Below are 20,227 nucleotides of genomic sequence, written 5' to 3'. Positions count from 1 at the left end.
TCGACTGGAAATTGCGGGCAGTCGAGCACGCTCGACGCTACACAGTGCGTGGCACCCGGCAGTGCGGATGCCACGCGGCACATCAGAACGGCATCTTCATGCCCGGCGGCAGCTGCATGCCGGCGGTGGCCGAACCCATCTTCGACTTCGACTCGGCGTCGATCTTGTTGGACGCATCGTTGAAGGCGGCCGCGATCAGGTCTTCCAGCATTTCCGGATCGCTGGCCAGCGACGGATCGATGCGCACCTTGCGGCACTCCTTGGCACCGGTCAGGGTGACGCTGACCATGCCGCCACCGGCGCTGCCGGTCACTTCGATCTTGGCGATTTCTTCCTGGGCCTTCTGCAGGTTTTCCTGCATCTTCTGGGCCTGCTGCATCAGTTGGGCGATATTGCCGCGCATGTCGTCTTACTCGTCAAAAGAACGGATGGAATCGGAAACAACCCGGGCGCCGTGCTGCTGGATCAGCAGCTGGACTTCCGGATCGTCCATGAAAATGGCCTCGGCAGCCTGCTGCCGCTCGCCACGCTGGCGGTCGGCGCGCTGGTGCAGGGTCTCGGCCGGGACCTGCTCGGTTTCCACGGTTTCGACCACGATCTTCAGCGCGTGGCCAAGGGACTTTTCCAGCACCTCGCCCAGCGCTGCCAGCGCGCGCTCGGAGCGCAGGTATTCAAATCCGGGCGAAAGGCCCAGTTTCAAGACCCCATGCTGGCAACTGATGAAGGCCGCATTGGCCGCAAGCTGTCGCGATGGACCGCTCAGGCCACTGTTGGCAACCAGGTCGAGCCAGTCCTCGGCGCAGGCCAGATCGCTGACGCTGCCCACCGCGGCGCGGTCGGAAGCGACAGCCGCGACGGCCGGGGCGATCGCGATGCCCTCCGCACGGAACGGACGCTCCGGCACCGCGACAGCCTCTGCAACCGGCTGCGGCGCCGGCGCTGGCGGCTCGTGCCACGGGGCGACCATGGCCGCGTCGGGCGTCGCCATCTCAGCGGCCAGCGCCTCATCGCGGGCAGTGTCCTCGTCGGTCGCCCACGGCGGCAGGTCGTCTGCCTCGGCGGGCGCCTTGGGCGTGGCCGCCTCGGGAGCCAGCTGCACCTTCATCGGCGGCGGCGACCCGGGTTCCTCGACCGGAACCGGTTCAGGTTCAGGCGTCGGATCCGGTTCCGGGGTCGGCTCGGGTTCCGGCTCGGGTTCGGGCTGTGGTGCCGGGGTCGGCGTCTGTGCGGTTGCCTCCACCGGCACCGGTGCTGCAGCGGCCTGGGTGACGGCGACGGCTCCCTGCGCAGCAGCGGCGGCCGGGGCAGCTCCTTCGTGGCTGCCCGCAATGCCGCCCCCGGTCTGGCCCGTACCGGTCGGTGCGCTGCCACCGGAGGATTCCGGGGTACGCGGCACCGACGGCACGGCAGCCGCGGGCCGGAACGCCAGCATGCGCAGCACGGCCATTTCAAAGCCGGCGCGCGGGCTGGGCGCCAATGGCAGATCACGACGACCGTTCAAGGCCATCTGATACCAGAGCTGGACCACTTCCGGGCGCAGGCGCTCGGCGAACACGCTGGCATCCAGTCCTTCGGCAGCGGCGGACGCGCCCGGCACCAGTTGCTGCACCTGGATGCGGTGCAGGCCCTCGGCCAGCGCATCAAGCACGCCGCTCCAGTCCGGCGAGAACTCGGCCAGTGCCGCAACGACCTGCAGCAGGCGCGGGCCATCGCCCTCGGCCAGGGCATCGAGCATGGCCGCCACCTGGGTGCGGTCGACCGTCCCCAGCATGGTGCGCACCACGTCCTCGCGCAGCGCACCGCCGGCGTAGGCAATGGCCTGGTCGAGCAGCGACAGGCCATCACGCAGGCTGCCGTCGGCGGCCTTGGCCAGCTGCACGATGGCGGTCGGGTCCGACTCGATCTCCTCGGCGGCGAGGATGCGGGTCATCTGCCCCTGGATCTGATCTTCGTCCAGGCGCTTGAGGTTGAACTGCAGGCAGCGGCTGAGCACGGTGACCGGCAGCTTCTGCGGGTCGGTGGTGGCCAGCAGGAACTTCACATGTTCCGGCGGCTCTTCCAGCGTCTTCAGCAGCGCATTGAACGCAGCCTTGGACAGCATGTGCACTTCGTCGATCAGGTACACCTTGTACTTGCCACGTGAGGGCATGTACTGCGCGTTCTCGATCACCTCGCGCACATCGTCCACGCCGGTATTGGACGCGGCATCAATTTCCAGCAGGTCGATGTAACGACCGGCGTCGATGTCCAGGCAGGCCGCACACTGGCCGCAGGGATCGGCACTGGTGCCCTGCTCGCAGTTCAGCGACTTGGCGAAGATGCGCGCGATCGTGGTCTTGCCCACGCCGCGGGTGCCGGTAAACAGGAACGCGTGGTGGACCCGGCCGCTGTCCAGCGCATTGCTGAGCGCACGGACCACGTGTTCCTGGCCCACCAGCTCGGCAAAACGCTTCGGACGCCACTTGCGGGCAAGGACGAGATAGGACATCAGGCCACCGTCTTCCATCGGATGTTCCATTGTGCCACGCCTGTCCAGCCCTCTCGCCCTGCAAACCAGTGCTTGTGTCCTGCCGCTGCGCCCGCTAGAATCTGCGCCCCTGCTGAGGCGTTTGCCGATGGCAGGGATCCGGAGAGGTGTCCGAGTGGTTGAAGGAGCACGCCTGGAAAGTGTGTAAGCGTCTAAACCGCGCTTCGGGGGTTCGAATCCCCCTCTCTCCGCCAGATAACTGAAAAAGGCTGCCCGAAAGGGCAGCCTTTTTCAGTTATCTGGCGCGGGACGCGAAGTGCGCTGCGCGCGCTTCGCCCCAGACGTTGCTGCGCAACGTCCGGGCCCCTCCCTTCGCCTGCCTCTCCCCGCCCCTGTCGGGGCAGCCCCTCAACAGAGGGGCTTGTTCCTCCAGATGCATCAGTAGATCCACGCCATGCGTGGATGCCCGATGGAACCGCGCAGGCAGGGCTTCGACTGTTCTGCAGGAGTAGAACCGGACAGCGGCCTTTTTTATTTATCTGGCTGGGGACGCGAAGTGCGCTGCGCGCGCTTCGCCCCAGACGTTGCTGCGCAACGTCGGGGCCCCTCCCTTTGCCTGCCTCTCCCCGCCCCTGTCGGGGCAGCCCCTCAACAGAGGGGCTTGTTCCTCCAGATATGGCAGTAGATCCACGCCATGCGTGGATGTCTCGACCGGGTCGAGTCGACTACCTCCCCATGCCCCAGCCTCCCGCTGGCCCCGTCCCCAGCGCCCTCACCTTTCGCTGAACAGCTGGTTCAAGGCCGCATACCCCGGTGCCCCCTCCGGCATCGCCATCGCGTCGCCGAGAAAATCCGTGGTCGCCGCAGCCATCGCGGTCCATGCGTGCATGAACAACGCGGGCCCTGCGCTCAGCCGCCGCACGCCGGCCTGCGACTGCGCAGCAAACGACGCCATCCCCGGCAGCCACATCAGGTTGAGAGGCAGCGGCACGGCACCGGCAACCGCAGCAGCCTCGTCCAGCGCGCGCAGACCCGGCACGAAGCCGCCGTCGGCACCGGCACGCGCATAGGCCTGCAGCCGATCGATGCTCATCCTGACCGCCTCATCGCCTTCGGCCAAGCTGCGCAGATACACATCGGTGCGCGCATTGATGAACAGCGATCGCCCGCCAAGCGCAGAACGGATGGCGCTGATCTTCGCCACCAGCACCTCAGGGCTGCCAGCGCCGTCTTCGATGTTGATCCCGACCGCACCCGCTTCCACCAGGCGCAGCACCCTCGCAGCGATCACATCGGGGGCATCGCTGTAGCCGTCCTCGATATCGACCGTGACCGGCAACGAGGTCACACCAACGATTTCGGAAACCCGCTGCAGCAGCGCGGTATCAGGCAGCGCACCGCCATCGGCATGACCGCAGGACCACGCCATCGCAGCACTCGATGTTCCCACCGCGAGAGCCCCCTGCTGCTGGACCAGGCGGGCGCCACCGGCATCCCATACGTTGGGCAGCACGTAAAGATCGGCGCCTTGGTGGAGTTTTACGAAACGGGCATGAGCATTCGACATGGAACCTCCTGATGACGGGGACCTGCAGTCTGCGCCCGAACCGGTTTCCGGGCTCGCCATGTTCAGACATCAATGGCACGGACCTCGCGCACAATGTGCCCGCCACCACGATGACGTTCCTTCATGACACCTCGCCCCTACCGCTGCAGCGACATCACCGTCTGCCTGTCGATCTTCGACAGCAACGTGCCCACCTATTTCGCCCCCCAGGAGCGAGGAGACTTCGAACGCTTCCTGCATGAACACGCCGCGCAGTGCGCATTCCAGGTGATCGAAGTCGAGGGCCAGGTGGTGGCCTGTGGCGGCCTCTGGAACTGTGGCGAAGGCAGCGCCAGCTTCTGCTGGGGCATGGTTGAACGAGGTCGCCACAGACAGGGGCTGGGACGCGCGCTGGCAGTGGCCCGCCTGCACCAGGCTGAAGCAGACCGGTCGATCCAGCGCATCACGCTCAGCACCAGCCAGCACACGCAGGGCTTCTATGCCGGCCTCGGCTTCCAGGTGGTACGCGTAGTGGCCGACGGCCACGGCGCCGGGATCGACGCCGTGGAAATGGAGCGGGTGCTGTAGCCCCCGCTCCCGACGGATCCACGCATGCCGTGGATCTACCGTTGGCACGCCAGATCAGAACCCGACGCGCAGGTTCAACTGGCCACCGATATCGTTGCGACCGTCGCCATGCTGGCCCTGCACGAACAGCGACAGCTGGCTGCTGCGTCCCAGGCCGACCGCTACGCCGACCTGGCTGACCAGGGCATTGCGCGCCATCACGGCACTGTAGGCATCGAACGCATTGCCACCGACGGCGAAACTCTGCCGGCTGGCCACGTCGGTGTCACCGGACGCGTGCTGCCAGCCCAGCCCGACCGTCAACTGTGCCGGATAGCGCTCGCCGCTGCCCACATCCCAGCGGCCGCGTACGCCGACGGTGCTGACATTGAGCGTGTCCTTGCCGCCCTCCAGCACCAGCGCTGCGCTGCCGCCCTGCTCCACCGCGCGATCGCTGTCCACCCAGTGCTTGGTGAACTGCACGTACGGCTGCAGCTGCGTCCTGCCATGGGTCCAGGTCCAGCTGCCTTCGATCTGGGCGATGGTGACATCCGAATCCTGGCGGCTGTGCAGCGTCTGTGCCAGCAGCGGCACTTCACGCGTGGTGCGCGTGCGGTAATCACCGCGCGACACGCTGCCACCGACCGCAAACCCGTTGTTCCACTCGCCCTGCGCATACAGCCCATAGGTATTGCCACGCAGGCGTGCACGCGACTGGCGATCGTACAGCCGCGTGTCCAGCCGCTCGCTGCCTGCCGCCGCACCCAGCACTACATGCTCGCCGAGCTTCCAGTCGACACCGGCCATCAGTGCATTGCGGTTGGCACGGATCTCGTCACCGTTGCCATCACCGTCCTGCTTGAACACCTTGCCGCTACCGGCCAGCCATGCCGAAGCGCGCTCGCCACGCACCGTCGGCAGCTCGCTGCCCAGACGCTGGCGGATGCCCTCTTCCAGGTAGTTGTCGTACAGCAACACTGCACGGCTGGCCGCATGCACTTCACCGGAGAGCTGGTTGAAGGCGTTGCGCGCGGTGGCGGTGTCGTAGGCCAGCAGCGTGTTGTACAGGCCCAGCGCCGCGCCGGTCTGCGGCAGGCTGTCCAGCGCCGATGCCACGCCCAGCTGGTTGCGGGTCTGCGCAGCAGTGACGAAGGCCGCTGTCTGCTTCACATCGATCTTCAGCTGCGCGGCATTCGGTGTATAGACCGGGCTCAGTGAGAGGAACGCAGAGGTGGTGGTTGGCGGCACGAACTGCCCGCTGACGCCGCCGCCTGCGTTGATGATCGTGTACTGCTGGCCCTGCTGGTAGCTGGTGTTCGGGTCGATGGCATTGACCACCACCGATGCACCGCCGATGTTCGCGCTGCCGCCCACCTGCACCACGTCACTGCCGGTAGCGCCCAGGTCGACCGACAACGTGCTGCCTGGTGCCAGAGTCAGGTTGCCACCCACGGTGATCGTGCCCGCACCGTTGCCGCCACTGCTGCCATTGCCTGGGCCGTTGCCCGGCGACAGCACGCCGCCATTGCTCACGGTGACGCCGCCAGCGCTGCCACCGATGGTGCCGGTACCCGACAACGTGGTGCCGCTGCCGATGGTCCATTGGCCACCGATGGTGCCGGTGACATTCAGGCCACCGCCGGTGACCTGGCCGGTACCGGTGAATCCGCCACTGTTGCCGCCCAGGTTGAGCGGGCCCGGGCCGGCCTGCACGATGCTGCCCGTGCCACTGATGCTGCCACCCAGTGTCGTGGTGCCGCCGGTGTTGACCACCAGGCCACCGTTGTTGGTGATGTTGCCGGTGATCGCGCCGCTGGCGCCGCCGTTGCCGATCTGCACGGTGCCACCAGCGTTGATCGTGGTGCCGCCGGTATAGGTGTTGTTGCCGGTCAGGGTCAGTGTGCCGCTGCCCGCCTGGGTCAACCCGCCGCTGCCACTGACCACGCCGCCAAGCGTGGTGTTGCCGCCGACATTGAACACCAGGCTGCCGTTGTTGTTGACGTTGCCGGCGATCGCACCGCTGGCACCACCATTGCCGACCTGCAGCGTACCGCCGGTGTTGATGGTGGTACCGCCGGTGTAGGTGTTGTTGCCGGTCAAGGTCAGCGTGCCGGCTCCGGCCTGGGTCAGCCCGCCGCTGCCACTGACCACGCCACCGAGCGTGGTGTTGCCACCGACGTTGAACACCAGGCTGCCGCTGTTGCCGACGTCGCCGATGATCGCCCCCGTGGCACCACCGTTGCCCACCTGCAGGGTGCCACCGGTATTGATGGTGGTGCCGCCGGTATAGGTGTTGTTGCCGGTCAGGGTCAGCGTGCCGCTGCCCGCCTGGGTCAGGCCACCGCTGCCGCTGACAGTCCCACCGAGTGTCGTGTTGCCCGACAGGTTGACCACCAGCGCGCCATTGTTGGTCACGTCGCCGACGATCGCACCGGTCGCGCCGCCATTGCCGATCTGCAACGTGCTGCCCCCGTTGATGGTGGTGCCACCGGTGTAGGTGTTGTTGCCGGTCAGGGTCAAGGTGCCGGTGCCGGTCTGCACCAGCCCACCGCTTCCGCCGATGGTGCCGCCGAAGGTGGTGCTGGCATTGCTGCCGCCGGTGGTCAGCGTGGAACCGCCCAGCACCACGTTGCCGCTGGCAACACCGGCCAGGCCACCGATGCTCTGGTTGCCGGCCGCACTGATGTCCAGCGTTCCGGCGCCGGCCAGATTCACCGTGCTGGCCGAGGACAGGCTGCCACCGGCGGCGACTGCCAGGGTGCCGCTGTTGATCGTCGTGGTACCGGTGTAGCTGCTGGCACCGCCCAGGGTCACCGTCGCTGCGCCATCCTTGAGCAGGCTGCCACTGCCGGCGATATCGCCGTCCAGCGTCAGCGGCGTACCGCCCAGCAGGGTCAGCGTGCCGCTTGCCAGCTGCACGTTGTTGCCCAGGGTCAGCGGCACACTGCCATCCAGCGTGGCATCACCGCCGACGGTCAGCGCGCCGGTACCCAAGGCACCATTGCTGCCCAGCGACAGACCACCGGCATTGAGCGCCACTCCCCCACCGAAGGTGTTGCTGCCAGTCAGGCCGAGCACGCCCGCACCGTTCTTGACCAGACCACCGGTGCCGCTGATGTCGCCGGCAAACGTGCTGTTGCCCGCTGCATTGGTGGTCAGCGTGTTGCCGCCAAGGCTGATCGTGCTGCCGGCAACACCCGACAGCATACCGATGGCCTGGTTGCCACCGCTGGAGATGTCAAAACCGGTACCGGCGTTGGCCAGGTTCAACACGCCGGTTGCGGCCAGGCTGCCACCGGCACCGATCGCCAGCGTGCCGGCGTTGATGGTGGTGCCGCCAGTGAAGGTGTTGGTGCCGGTCAATGTCTCGGTACCCGTGCCTGCCTTGATCAGGCCACCGGTGCCGCCGATCGAACCACTGAACACGCCGTTGGTGGAATCACCGATGGTCAACGTGTTCGCACCGAGGTTGACCGTACCATTGCCGATCAGCGTGCCGAACACCTGCGTGCCACTGCCCGCTGAAAGATCGAAGGTGGCACCCGTGGCGAGATTGACGATGCCGCTTGCGCTGAGGCTGGCACCGGCACCGAGGGCGAGCGTACCCGCGTTGATGTTGGTCCCGCCGGTATAGGTGTTGGTGCCGTTCAACGTGAGAGTAGCAACGCCGTCCTTGGTCAGGCTGCCGGTACCCGACAGATCGCCATTGAGCGTGAGATCGTTGCTGCCAAGTACGGTCAGGCCGGCGTTGAGCACCATGTTGTTGGCCAAGATCACCGCGCTGCTGGAATCAAGGGTGGAAGCGCCGCCGACCGTCAGCGTGCCCGTACCCAGCGCCGTGTTGTTGCCCACCACCAGGCCGCCGGCATTGAGGGTGACGCCGCCACCGAAGGTGCTGGCACCGTTGAGCGTCTGCACGCCGCTGCCATTCTTGACCAGTCCACCGCTGCCGGTCAGGGCGCCGTTGAAGGTCGCGTCGGTGGTGCCTCCCAGAGTCAGGTTGTTGCCGCCCAGCGACACCGTGCTGCCGGCAACGCCCGCCAGCGAACCGATGCCCTGATTGCCACCGGCGGAGATGTCGAACGTGCCGGTACCGGCCAGGTTCACCGCACCGGTCGGCGACAGGCTTCCGCCCGCGCCGATCGCCAGCGTGCCGCTGTTGATGACCGTAGCGCCGGTGAAGGTATTGCTGCCGGTCAGGGTCACCGTTGCCGCGCCGTTCTTGATCAGGCCACCGTCGCCAGTGACTGCCCCGCCCAACGTCAATGCATTGCTGCCGAGCAGATTGAGCGTCGCGCCGGCCAGCAGGCCGATGTCGTTGCCGAGAGTCGCGGCAATGCTGCTGTCCAGCGACGCGTTGGCGCCCACGGTCAGCGCGCCGGTACCCAGCGCGGCATTGTTGCCGACCACCAGGCCGCCACCGTTGAGTGCAACCCCACCACTGAAGAGGTTGGCAGCGCCCAGCGTCTGGATGCCCGCGCCGTTCTTGACCAGCCCGCCGGTACCACCGATCACGCCATCGAAGGTGCCGTTGTCGGTGCCGCCAAAGGTCAGCGTGTTGCCACCCAGCGCCACGGCGCTGCCGGCGACGCCGTTGAGCGCGCCGATCGCCTGGTTGCCCGCGGCCGAGATATCGAAGCCGGTGCCCGGCGCGGACAGCGTAACCGCGCCTGTTGCCGCCAGGCTGCCGCCGGCACCGATCGCCAGCGTGCCCGCGTTGATCAGCGTGCCACCGGTGAAGGTGTTGGTACCGGTCAGCGTTTCAGTGCCGGTCCCCTCCTTGATCAGGCCACCGGTGCCGGCGATGGAGCCGCTGAAGACACCGTTGGTCGGTCCGCCGACGGTGATCGAGTTCGCCCCCAGGTTGACCGTGCCATTGCCGGTCAGCGTGCCGAAGGTCTGGGTACCACTGCCCGCAGAGAGATCCAGGATGGCGCCAGTGGCCAGGTTGACGATGCCGCTGGCGGCCAGGCTTGCACCTGCCCCCAGTGCCAGCGTGCCGGCATTGACATTGGTGCCGCCGGTATAGGTGTTCACACCGTTCAAGGTGAGCGTGGCAGCGCCGTTCTTGGTCAGGCCGCCGGTGCCGGAGATCACCCCGTTGAGCGTCAGCGCATTGCTGCCCAGCACGGTCAAGCCGGCGTTGAGTGCGATGTTGTTGACCAGCGTCGCTGCCAGGCTGGTATCGAGCGTCGCCGCACCGCCCACGGTCAGCGCACCGCTGCCCAGCGCCGCGTCATTGCCGAGCACCAGGCCACCAGCATTGAGGCTGACGCCGCCGCCGAAGGTGTTGACGCCGGACAGGGTCTGCACCCCTGCGCCCACCTTGACCAGGCCACCGCCTCCGCTGATCACGCCGCCGAACACCGCATTGGTGGCGGTGCCGAAGGTCAGTGAATTTCCGCCCAGCGCAACCGTCGAATCGAGCACGCCATTCAGCGCACCAATGGCCTGGCTGCCGGTTGCCGCCGATATGTCAAAGCCCGCGCCAGCACCGCCGAGGGTGACGTCACCACCGAGAGCCAGGCTGCCGCCCGCGCCAAGTGCCAGGGTGCCAGCGTTGATCGTGGTACCGCCGACGTAGGTGTTCGCATTGGTCAGGGTCAACGAGGCCGCACCGTTCTTGACCAGTGCACCATTGCCGGCCACCACACCGCCGAGCGTCAGCGCATTGCTGCCCTGCAGGGCAAGCGTGGTACCCGAAGCCAGGTTGATCGCGTTGCCTACGGTGTAGGCTGCTGCAGTATCCAGCGTTGCATTGCCGCCGACGTTGAGCGCGCCCGTTCCCAGAGCGCCGGCATTGCCCAGCTGCAGGTTGCCACCGTTCAACGCCAGGCCGCCACTGAAGCCGTTGGCGTTGCCGAGGGTCAACGTACCGGCGCCGTTCTTGACCAGACTGCCGGTGCCGGAAATCACGCCATCGAGCGTGAGTGCGTTGCTGCCGATCAGCGTCAGTGCCGAGCCTGCGCCAAGGTTGACCGCATTGGTCAGATCAAGCGCAACGATGCCATCCAGGCTTGCGTTCGCAGCAACGTTCAGTGCGCCGGTTCCCAGCGCTCCACTGTTGCCCAGCAGCAGGCCGCCGCCGGCTAGGCTCAGGCCGCCACCGAAGGTATTGGCACCATTGAGCGTCAACACCGTGGCGCCGTTCTTCACCAGGCCACCGTCGCCGGACACCACGCCGCCCAGGGTGACGTTCTGGCTGCCGGGGAGCGTAAGGATCGCACCGGTAGCCAATGCAACGTTGTTGGTCAGGTTCAGTGCGGTCGATCCGTCCAGCGACACGTTGCCACCGATGTTCAGCGCGCCGGTCCCTGCCGCTGCGCTGCTGCCCAGCACCACGCTGCCGGCATTGAGGTTCAGACCTCCGCTGAAGCCATTGGCGCCGTTCAAGGTCAGCAGCGAGGCGCCGTTCTTGGTCAGGCTGCCGACGCCGGAGATGTCGCCGGCCAAGGTGATGTTGTTGCTGCCCCCCAACGTCAGCTCCGCGCCAAGGTTGACGAGGTTGCCCAGGTTGAGCGCGGTAGTGCCGTCCAGCGTCGCAGCACCGGTGATGCTCAGCGCACCGGTTCCCAGCGCGCCGCTGTTGCCCAGCAGCAGCCCGCCGGCATTGAGTGCGACGCCGCCGGTAAAGGTGTTTGCACCGGTCAATGTCTGTACGCCACTGCCGTTCTTTACCAGGCCTCCGCCGACGCCACTGATCACACCGGCAAAGGTCTGGTTGGTCGCGCCGCCAAAGGCGAGCGTGTTGGCACCCAAGGCCACGGTGGCACCTGCCACGCCGGACAGTGCACCGATGGTCTGATTGCCCCCCAGGGAAAGATCCAGCGCCGCCCCGGCCCCCGACAGGCTGACCGCACCGGTCGCGGCCAGGCTGCCGCCGCTGCCCAGCGCCACCGTACCGGCAGCAACGTTCAGGCCGCCGGTGAAGGTATTGGCGCCGGTCAGCGTCAGGGTCGAAGCGCCGCTCTTTATCAGGCCGCCATTGCCACCCAGGACGCCGCCCAGCGTCAGCGGCTGGCCGCCCAGCACGTTCAGCGAACCACCTGCGGCAAGGTTGATGTTGTTGGTCAGGTTCAACGCCGCGCTTGCATCCAGCGTGGCGGCATTGTTGATGTCCAACAGGCCGGTACCCAGTGCCGTGTTGCTGCCCAGCAGCAGGTTGCCGCCATTGACGACCACACCGCCGCCGAATGTGTTGGCGCCATTCAACGTGAGCAGTGCGGCGCCGTTCTTGACCAGGCTGCCGTCGCCGGAAATCACACCGTTGAATACCAACGGCTGCCCGCCCTGCAGCGCCAGCGAACCTCCGGTGCCAAGCGAGACGTCGTTGCCCAACGAAAGCGCGGTTGTGCCGTCCAGAGTGACTTCAGCACCGACGCTCAACGTACCTGTGCCCAACGCGTTGCTGTTGCCCAGCAGCAGCCCGCCGCCGTTGAGGGCCACGCCGCCGGTAAGCGCGTTGCTGCCCAACAGGGTCTGCACGCCGGTACCCACCTTGATCAAGCCGCCCGTGGTGCCGGTGAAGTTGCCAGCGAAGGAGGTGTTGCCGAGCCCGCCGAGGGTCAATGTGCGGGTGCCCAGGTTCACGGTGCCGCCGAGCCCTGCCAGCGAACCCACGGCCTGGTTGGCTGCAACGGTGAGGTCCAGCGTCGTGCCGGTGGCCAGCGTCAACGCACCGGTGGGCGACAGACTGCCACCCGCACCGAGCGCCAGCGCCCCCCCGGTGATCGAGAAACCACCGGTCAGCAAATTCGCGCCGCCCAGGGTCAGCGTGCCCGTACCGCTCTTGATGAAGTTGCCCGCACCCGACAACGACCCATTGAGGGTGACCGCATTGCTGCCGAGCAGATTGAGGTTGCCCCCACTGTTGACGACGATGTTGTTGGCGAGGTTGAAGGCCCCGCTGGTATCCAGCGATGCGCTGCCGCCTACCGTCAGGCTGCCGCCGCCAAGTGCACCGGCATTGCCAAGCAGCAAGCCACCGGCGTTGAGGTTGACGCCACCGGAGAACAGATTGGCGCCGCCCAGCGTGACCACGCCGGTGTTGTTGACGGTCAGGCCGCCCGCCCCCGAAAGCACGCCACTCAAACCAAAGGCGTTGGTGCCGCCCAGGGTCAGCCCGGCATTGAGGGCGAAGTTGTTGCCCAGGGACAGGCCTGTACCACCTGCAGCGATCGCGCCGCCGTTGACGGTGAACAGCCCGGAACCGAACGACGTGTTGCTGTCGAAGTTCACCTGGCCACCGCCGAGGGTGATCGCCCCTGTTCCAGACCACGGTCCCTGCAGATTCCAGGTGCCGCTGTTGACGGTCAGCTTCTGGAAGCCCAGATAGTTGCTCCAGCCGATGCTGGATACCGGACCGTTGTTGCCGGCGTTGTCCTGCAGTACCAGCGTGTTGTTGGCCGCACCGGTACCGGCACCTGCGTTGACCGTGCCTGCAGCCGCAACCTTTACGCCGGCAATGCCGGTCAGCGTACCCGCGCCTGCAACGCCGCCACTCGCGGAGACGCTGGAACCGGCAACGGCCGTGAAGGTATTACCGCCGGTCGAGTCACCCAGGTGCACGCTGCCGTTGACAGTGCCCGCATTGAGGAATGTATTGCCGCCAGAGGCTCCCAGGCCGACGCGTCCGTCGATGCTGCCGCTGTTGGTCACATTGGCTGCCGCGCCGCCATAGGTCACCACCGTGGTCGCGTCGGACACACTGCCAACGCCGATCAACGACGTGCTGATCAGGCCGGTGTTATTGATGGTGGTGGTACCGTTGACATTCTGTGCCACCAGCGCCTGTCCACCGAAACCCAGCAGCGTTGCGATGTTGACGACCCCCTTGATCTGGCCGCCTGCATTGTTGTTGACGACGATCGCGCTGTTGTTGGCCGAACCATTGCCGACGACCAGGCCGGGCGAGGCGAGGATGATCGAGCTCGGATCGATCGTGCCACTGTTGTTGACCGTCACGTTGTCGCCGCTCAACGTCGCCGCGTTGCCACCACCGATAACCGGGGGCGTGCGCAGCGTGGCCCCCGCCAGTACGTTCAGCGTGATGCCGGAGGTAGCGTTGGTGTAGTTGTTGACCGTAGTGCCAGGGTCGCAGGTAACGACTGCGCCCACCGTGTTGCACGCCGCGAACGCCGAACCACTGGCCAGCGTGGCGGCTAAGGCCACCGCCAACTGGTGCGTCCGCAATCGCGGCAACCTTGCCGAGGTGGCGGCACTTCCGCCGGGATTCTGGGCGACCTCCGAAGCAACCTGCATTACGCCAAGGGCACGATTGAAAACCAGACGGTAAATGCGGTTCATCGGTAAATCTCCATGAAATGACCGGTGGCACAGCAGGCAGGTTTTTTTGAGGTGATGTCGTCCCGCCCTGCCCCACCTTGGGAACAAGACCTGCGGTATCAACCCTGGAAAACAATCACACTTTCACGTCAGAGCGCTGCAGGAACTGCGTGCCCCTGCACGTCCGTCATCGCGAAAACTCCCCGGTTTCGCTTGACGAATGGGCGCACTGTGCGGCCGCCACCGCCAGCACCACGTGAATCCGGCACGTTATTTTCATGATGGCCGTCAAATAATCACGGCAATCGTCACGACTTTGCCGAAAATGCATATTCTCTTGTTCTGGCAAAACGGGAATATCCTTATCCCCGTCACACCAGTTGCCAGCCTCAGCTGCTGGAGAGTTTCATCAGCACCAGGCCAGCGACGATAAGCACCGCTGCGCCAATCCGCATCGGGCTGACCTGCTCGCCCAGGAACACGATGCCGACCACGAAGGCACCGACCGCGCCGATGCCGGTCCAGATCGTATATGCGGTGCCCAGCGGCAGGCTGCGCATGGCGATGGCCAGCAGCCAGAAGCTGGCGATCATGCCGACGATGGTGATGACGGTGGGGGTGAGTTTGGTGAAGCCTTCAGACTGCTTCATCGACACGGCCCAGACGATTTCCAGCAAGCCGGCAAACAACAGATAGATCCAGGCCATGACAGCCCTCCTTTGGTAGGGCCAGGCCGTCCTGGTCATTGAATCCCGATGTGGGGGAGGTCGTTCCTCCTGCGGCCGGATTCTAGCAACGGCGGCAGCCCCGGTCCGATGCCGCAGCCAACGGGTTACATCGGATTCAGCGCGTGAAGCTGGCGTCAGCACCCATGCCTGCGCTAGAATGCGCGTCTGCCATCGGTCAACTGATGCGCAGTCCGGCTGTGGTCTCCGGCGCACGACGCGCTGCTTCCCCTGATCCGTGAATCGGCCGCCTCCGGGCGGCCAACGTCTCTATGGTGGCCCCGTCGGCCCCTCGCGACGCTAGGTCGAAAACTCCGCCAGGGCCGGAAGGCAGCAACGGTATCGATCGACGCGGGCGCCGAGGTCAGCCGGCGGGGCCACCGCCTTTTCAGGCGATACCCCGCCCCTGATGGATGCCAACCCTGGTTGCCGCCTTTCGCGGCATGGCCCGGCGCTACCGTGCCTCGGGCGTCCCCTGATGGAACGCCACCCGCCAGCCTGTTGAATGCAGACGCCACAGCGAGCTGCGCAGCACCCAGCGCTGCGGTTGGCCATCGACGTGATAGCGACTGCGGTAACGCACCTGGGCCAGCCCCTCTGCCAGCATCCACACGGCGTACTGGCCCGACTCGATCACCACCTGCGCACGCTCCAGCGGGATCTCTTCCAGCGCGGTCTCACGGCCGTAGCACTGGCCGGAGCTGCCGATCTCGCTGAAATCCTCATCCAGCAATGCCGCCAGACGCTGATGATCTGCGCGCACCTGCGGGCAATGCAGTGCACGTTCCAGTCGCTCCAGCTCGGCAGCCAACGCCGGCGTTGCGGCGTGGCCAGCGCTGCTCACGGCGGATCCTGCGCCAGTACGTGCGGAGCAGTCGGCGTGGCCAGCACAACGCACTGCCCCGGCTGTGCCACCCGGTGCCCGCGCGCGGCCAGGGCCTGGCCATCGGCCACGCTGGCGTAGTGGTACAGCATCATCCGTGCCTGCAGCTCGGTGCTGTACTCGCGCTCCAGGTCATCCACGCCGGTGTGCGAAGGATTGCCATGCAACCCGCAATCGTGGGCGATCAGCTCATTGTCATTGGCAAAGCGCGCCAGCATTTCCGGAATCGGCCGGGTATCGCCGCTCCAGGTCAGCGCGCCCTGCAGGCGCAGGCCATAGGCCGTCTCCGGCCAGTGGTGGCGCACCGGGAACACTTCCAGGCGCACACCCTCGTGCCAGAACGCATCGCCCACCACGATCAGCTGGAAGGCATCCCAGAAGTTGGCGCCGCCCTCGGCCAGCACGTTCGGGTAATCGCCGATGCGCTTGTGCAGCAGCGGCACCACCGTGGCCGGCACGTACAGGCGCACCTTGCCGCGCCGCTGCGCGCTGAAGAAGGTGTCCACGAACAGCCGCTCGAAACCCGCCACATGGTCCAGGTGTACATGGGTGACGAACAGCGCCTGCGGCATATGCCCGTAGTGCGCCTTGAACGCGGTCAGGCCTTCGCCGCCGCAGTCGATGGTCAGCCACGGCCGGCCATCGCGCTCGATCACCGACATCGGCGAACCCAGCTCGACCGCCGACGCATTGCCGACGCCGAGGAAACGCAACGACCAGTCCATCAGGTGCCCCGGTTCCAGGCCATGTCATAGGCGCGACGCAGACGCGCGTAGTCTTTTTCCACGTCTTCCACGCTGCGCTCGCCGCGCAGCTTGATCAGCGAGCGCAGCAGGCGCTTGAGATTGCGCTCGCGCCAGGCGGTGGCCGGGATGCGGATCACCCCGCGATCGAAGTCGATCAGCCAGCCATGGCCGTTGCCGTCGAACAGGATGTTGTGCGCATTGAGATCGGCATGGTCCAGGCCGGCACGGTGGAAGCGCGCGATCATCCGCCCGGTTTCCTCCCACGGCGCACCGCGCCCGGCCACCAGCGCGCGGTCGGCCAGCGAGCGCACCCCTTCGATCCGTTCCATCAGGATCGCGGCGCGGTAGCGCAGGCCTTCACGCATGTAGAAGGCGGCAATCGGCCTGGGCACCGGCAGCTTCTTCTCGCGCAGCGCGCGCATCAGCCGGAATTCGGCAAAACTGCGGGTCCGGTCCGCGCCCCGCCAGATGTACTGGTCGTGGCTGATCCGGGCCGCCAGCCCCCCGCGCAGGTAGTGCCGCAGCACGCTGGGACCGAACGGCGCATCCACGAACCAGGCACTGCCACGGCCACCCTCACCCACCGGCCGGGCCTTGCCGGCCCAGTGCTGTGGCGAGAACAGACCGATGTCGGCTTGCCGCAGCCGCTCGCGGTCGAACAGAATGGCCCCGATGCCGCGACCCTCGCGGCATGGCGTCAGCGCTTCATTGGCGTCGAATGCGACCATTCCTTTGAGTCTAACAACACATGGCATCAGCGTCCTCCTCCTTGTGTCTTCTGCGCCTGTCCGCTCTTGGCGATGTGACCCACGTAGTGCCGCTGGTGCGCACCCTGCAGGCCGCGCGCCCGGACACGCCGATCCACTGGATCATCGACAAGGTCGGGCAGAAGCTGCTTGATGGCCTGCCGGGCGTCACTTTCCATGCCTACGACAAGAAGACCGGCATGGCCGGGGTGAAGGAACTGCGCAAGCAGCTGCCGCCCGGGCGTTTCGAGGCGCTGCTGCAGATGCAGGTGGCGTTCCGCGCGAACGTGCTGTCGGCCTTCATTCCCGCCGAGCGCCGCATCGGCTACGACCGCAGCCGCTCCAAGGACCTGCACGGCCTCTTCATCAACGAACGCATCGCTGATCGCCCGGGCATCCATGTGCTCGATGCCATCGGCAGCTTCTGCGAGCCGCTGGGCCTGCGCCAGACCGACGTCAGCTGGGACCTGGCCGTACCGCAGGCCGCCTATGACTGGGCCGCTGCGCAATGGCAGGACGATGGCAGGCCGGTGCTGATGATCTCGCCCTGCTCCAGCCACGTGCGCCGCAACTGGTACGCCGACCGCTATGCCGAGGTCGCCAACCATGCCGTCACGCGTGGTTGGCGGATCGTGCTGTGCGGTGGTCGCAGCGAACTGGAGCGCAGCATGGCCGACGCCATCCTGGCCCAGCTGGATGTTCCGGCGCTGGATCTGGTCGGCAAGGACACGCTGAAGCAGTTGCCGGCATTGCTGGCCCGCGCCAACCTGGTGATGACGCCGGACTCCGGTCCGATGCACATCGCCAATGCCATGGGCGCCAAGGTGCTGGGCCTGCACGCGGCCAGCAACCCGAACCGCAGCGGCCCGTACTCGGACCGCCGCTACTGCGCGGACCGCTACGACGACGCGGCGCGCAAGTACCTGGGCAAACAGGCCGCCGACCTCAAGTGGGGCACCAAGATCGAATTCGACGACGTGATGGAACTGATCACCGTCGAGGACGGCATTGCTGCGTTCGAGCGCTACGTGGCTGACCACCTGGGCTGAGTGGCGGACCGAACGGCTGAGCGGGGCCTGGTGGGTGCGGGCCCTGGCCCGCACCGTCCCGCAGCCCGGTGGTTCCATCCACGCATGGCGTGGATCCATTGCATCGGGCTGCCTGGGATTACGCGCGCTGCGTGTAGTCCTGGTAGGACTTCTCTTCCACATAGGCCGAGCCCAGCGCCAGGTTGATCGCCTTCTTGATCCGCGCGCGTTCGTCGTTGCGCAGGTACACGCTGCGCGCCAGGTCGATGAACCCCTGATCGAAGGCCTGCGCCTTGTCCTTCAGGCGGATGTCGTCCTCGATCTCCCACAGCTGCTCGTTGACCGCCTTCAGCTCGGCACGCAGCTTGGCAATGTCCTTCACTGCCGCCGGGTGCGCCATCCAGGTGGTTTCCAGCGCGGACAGCTCCTTGCGTACGTTGGCCAGCTTGCCTTCGTCACTAATGCGCTCGGACTTGATCTGCAGGATCGAGATCTTGTCCAGCAGCTCGCCGAATGAAACGGGGACGAGGATTTCAGCGGTCATCGAGAGAGCTCCAGCAGGTGATGGGATACATGGTAACCCGCAGCGCACGGCGGGCAGAGGCATCCACGCATGGCGTGGATCTACTGATCTGTCTGGAGGAACAAGCCCCTCTGTTGAGGGGCTGCCCCGACAGGGGCGGGGAGAGGCCGGCAAAGGGAGGGGCCCATTCGTTGCGCAGCAACGCATGGGGCGAAGCGCGCAAAGCGCACTTCGCATCCCCGCGCCAGATAAAAAGAAAAGGGCTGCCTTTCGGCAGCCCTTTTCTTTTTATCTGGCGGAGAGGGGGGGGATTGCGGGGTGCATCCATGCACCCCGCCCTTGCGCGCTGCGCGCTCCAGGGCCAGCCTGCGGCTGTCCGGCTCTGCTCCTGCAGAACCGTCGAACCCCGTCGGGGCTTCTCATCCCCCCGCAGGGTCGGCGCAGATCGTTGCTGCATGCGCGTGCACTGCTCGAACGCGGGCCATGAAAAAAGCCGCCCCATGGGACGGCTTTTTTCTTTATCTGGCGGAGAGGGGGGGATTCGAACCCCCGAGGCGCTATAAACGCCTGCCTGATTTCGAGTCAGGTACATTCAACCGCTCTGCCACCTCTCCAGATGTTCCCCAGCGAACCGGGGACGCGCATCATACGAGGAAGCGCGGCTGACGACAAGTCATTACGCCCGATGAAGTGAAATTTTCCTGACTGCATGGCTTGCCGGATGTCCGCTTGGCCGTGATGATGCCGTTCTCCCCGGCATTACCCCGTCCCCAGCAGCCACCATGATCGAATTCGGACATCTCACCCACCCCGGCCTGCGCCGCGAGCTCAACGAGGACACCTATTACGGTGACGGCGAGCTGGCCCTGTGGCTGGTGGCCGACGGCATGGGCGGGCACGCCTGCGGCGAAGTGGCCAGCGCACTGGCGCGCGAGACCATCGTCCGCGAGATCCGCCGTGGCGCGCCGTTGGCGCAGGCGATCCGCACGGCCGACGAAGAGATCATCCGCGCCTCGCGCCGGCGCAACGACAGCCTGCCGATGGGCACCACCGTGGTCGCTGCACGGGTGCAGGGCAACCGCTACGAAGTGGCTTGGGTCGGCGACAGCCGCGCCTACCTGTGGCGCGATGGCCAGCTTGCCCAGCTCAGCCAGGACCACAGCGTGGTGCAGGAACTGGTCGCGCAGGGCAACCTGACCGCCGAGCAGGCGCGCGCCCATCCCCACCGCAACGTGGTCACCCAGGCACTGGGCGTCACCGACCCGGCACACCTGAATGTGGCAACCACCAGCGGCGAGCTGCGCCCGGGCATGCAGTTGCTGCTGTGCAGTGATGGCCTGACCGAGGAAGTGGATGACCGCGGCATCGCCCGCACCCTCGCCTTCGACGATGCCAGCGCGCAGGAATGCGTGGACAGCCTGGTCGCCACCGCCCTCGACGGCGGCGGCTCGGACAACATCACCGTGATCCTGGTGCGCTGCCACTGAAGCCGGCTGGAGGGAAGCCCCCTGAGTCAGGGGGCGGCCGCGAAGCGGCGGGGGTATGGATGCTGGTGAGACGGGGCCCACGATTTGCAACGCAAATTGTCGGGCGGCAGCGCGATTGCGCTGGCGCGTCATCGGACAACATCACCGTGATCCTGGTGCGCTGCCACTGAGCAACGGCATCCACGCATGGCGTGGATCTACCGTAGAGCCACGCCATGCGTGGC

Annotated in this window: 12 protein-coding genes, 2 tRNA genes and 1 other RNA gene; 5 read left to right on the top strand and 10 right to left on the bottom strand. The window is 66.4% G+C overall.

The window, feature by feature from the left end; genetic code table 11:
- Positions 1-82: 82 nt before the first annotated feature.
- Together HFK18_RS00580 and dnaX are read right to left on the bottom strand one after the other, a co-directional pair.
- A complete protein-coding gene (locus HFK18_RS00580; protein ID WP_025879376.1) occupies positions 83-403 on the bottom strand; it encodes a YbaB/EbfC family nucleoid-associated protein in 321 nt (106 codons plus the stop codon).
- Positions 404-409: 6 nt separating this feature from the next.
- Positions 410-2,488 (bottom strand): DNA polymerase III subunit gamma/tau, encoded by a 2,079-nt coding sequence (gene dnaX, locus HFK18_RS00575; protein ID WP_180163740.1) that lies wholly within the window; start codon positions 2,486-2,488, stop codon positions 410-412.
- 140 nt (positions 2,489-2,628) lie between these two features.
- Here dnaX and HFK18_RS00570 point away from each other — a divergent pair.
- A tRNA-Ser gene (locus HFK18_RS00570) sits at positions 2,629-2,721 on the top strand.
- Positions 2,722-3,239: 518 nt separating this feature from the next.
- Here HFK18_RS00570 and HFK18_RS00565 read toward each other — a convergent pair.
- Positions 3,240-4,034, bottom strand: coding sequence for an isocitrate lyase/phosphoenolpyruvate mutase family protein (locus HFK18_RS00565; protein WP_218946480.1), 795 nt, complete (start codon positions 4,032-4,034; stop codon positions 3,240-3,242).
- Positions 4,035-4,157: 123 nt separating this feature from the next.
- On the opposite strand from HFK18_RS00565, the gene HFK18_RS00560 reads away from it, so the two are divergent.
- The gene (locus HFK18_RS00560) at positions 4,158-4,601 is read left to right on the top strand and encodes a GNAT family N-acetyltransferase (protein WP_180163738.1); all 444 of its coding nucleotides are present in this window, start codon (positions 4,158-4,160) and stop codon (positions 4,599-4,601) included.
- A 54-nt stretch (positions 4,602-4,655) separates the two neighbouring features.
- Here HFK18_RS00560 and HFK18_RS00555 read toward each other — a convergent pair whose 3' ends face one another.
- On the bottom strand, positions 4,656-13,886 hold the full coding sequence (locus HFK18_RS00555; RefSeq protein WP_180163737.1) for an autotransporter-associated beta strand repeat-containing protein: 9,231 nt from the start codon (positions 13,884-13,886) through the stop codon (positions 4,656-4,658).
- Positions 13,887-14,254: 368 nt separating this feature from the next.
- Entirely contained in the window at positions 14,255-14,572 is a 318-nt protein-coding gene (gene sugE / locus HFK18_RS00550) for a quaternary ammonium compound efflux SMR transporter SugE (protein WP_180163736.1), read from the bottom strand.
- 299 nt (positions 14,573-14,871) lie between these two features.
- On the opposite strand from sugE, the gene ffs reads away from it, so the two are divergent.
- Positions 14,872-14,968: signal recognition particle sRNA small type (gene ffs, locus HFK18_RS00545), an RNA gene on the top strand.
- Between the two features lie 76 nt (positions 14,969-15,044).
- Here ffs and HFK18_RS00540 read toward each other — a convergent pair.
- From HFK18_RS00540 to HFK18_RS00530, 3 genes are read right to left on the bottom strand one after another with little or no spacing between them, the layout of a single operon-like run.
- Positions 15,045-15,434: a nuclear transport factor 2 family protein gene (locus HFK18_RS00540; protein ID WP_180163735.1), complete on the bottom strand. Its 390-nt coding sequence runs from the start codon at positions 15,432-15,434 to the stop codon at positions 15,045-15,047.
- Positions 15,431-16,198 (bottom strand): MBL fold metallo-hydrolase, encoded by a 768-nt coding sequence (locus HFK18_RS00535; protein WP_180163734.1) that lies wholly within the window; start codon positions 16,196-16,198, stop codon positions 15,431-15,433. The genes HFK18_RS00540 and HFK18_RS00535 overlap by 4 nt, the downstream gene beginning before the upstream one ends.
- Positions 16,198-16,947 (bottom strand): 3-deoxy-D-manno-octulosonic acid kinase, encoded by a 750-nt coding sequence (locus HFK18_RS00530; RefSeq protein ID WP_089239126.1) that lies wholly within the window; start codon positions 16,945-16,947, stop codon positions 16,198-16,200. Before HFK18_RS00530 ends, HFK18_RS00535 begins: the two co-directional genes overlap by 1 nt.
- A gap of 20 nt (positions 16,948-16,967) precedes the next feature.
- Between HFK18_RS00530 and HFK18_RS00525 the strand changes: the two genes are divergently transcribed.
- Positions 16,968-18,014 carry a glycosyltransferase family 9 protein gene (locus HFK18_RS00525; RefSeq protein ID WP_100551682.1) on the top strand — a complete coding sequence of 349 codons (1,047 nt, stop codon included), beginning with the start codon at positions 16,968-16,970 and terminating at the stop codon, positions 18,012-18,014.
- A 118-nt stretch (positions 18,015-18,132) separates the two neighbouring features.
- On the opposite strand, the gene HFK18_RS00520 is transcribed toward HFK18_RS00525, so the two are convergent.
- Together HFK18_RS00520 and HFK18_RS00515 are read right to left on the bottom strand one after the other, a co-directional pair.
- A complete protein-coding gene (locus HFK18_RS00520; RefSeq protein WP_032977378.1) occupies positions 18,133-18,537 on the bottom strand; it encodes a DUF6165 family protein in 405 nt (134 codons plus the stop codon).
- 502 nt (positions 18,538-19,039) lie between these two features.
- Positions 19,040-19,130, bottom strand: a tRNA-Ser gene (locus HFK18_RS00515).
- Between the two features lie 168 nt (positions 19,131-19,298).
- Between HFK18_RS00515 and HFK18_RS00510 the strand changes: the two genes are divergently transcribed.
- Positions 19,299-20,003, top strand: coding sequence for a protein phosphatase 2C domain-containing protein (locus HFK18_RS00510; protein ID WP_099819184.1), 705 nt, complete (start codon positions 19,299-19,301; stop codon positions 20,001-20,003).
- Positions 20,004-20,227: the final 224 nt, after the last annotated feature.

Origin of the sequence: Stenotrophomonas sp. SbOxS2, from assembly GCF_013416715.1 — a bacterium.
Lineage (GTDB): Bacteria > Pseudomonadota > Gammaproteobacteria > Xanthomonadales > Xanthomonadaceae > Stenotrophomonas > Stenotrophomonas lactitubi.
This window is presented reverse-complemented; position numbering and strand designations above follow the sequence as displayed.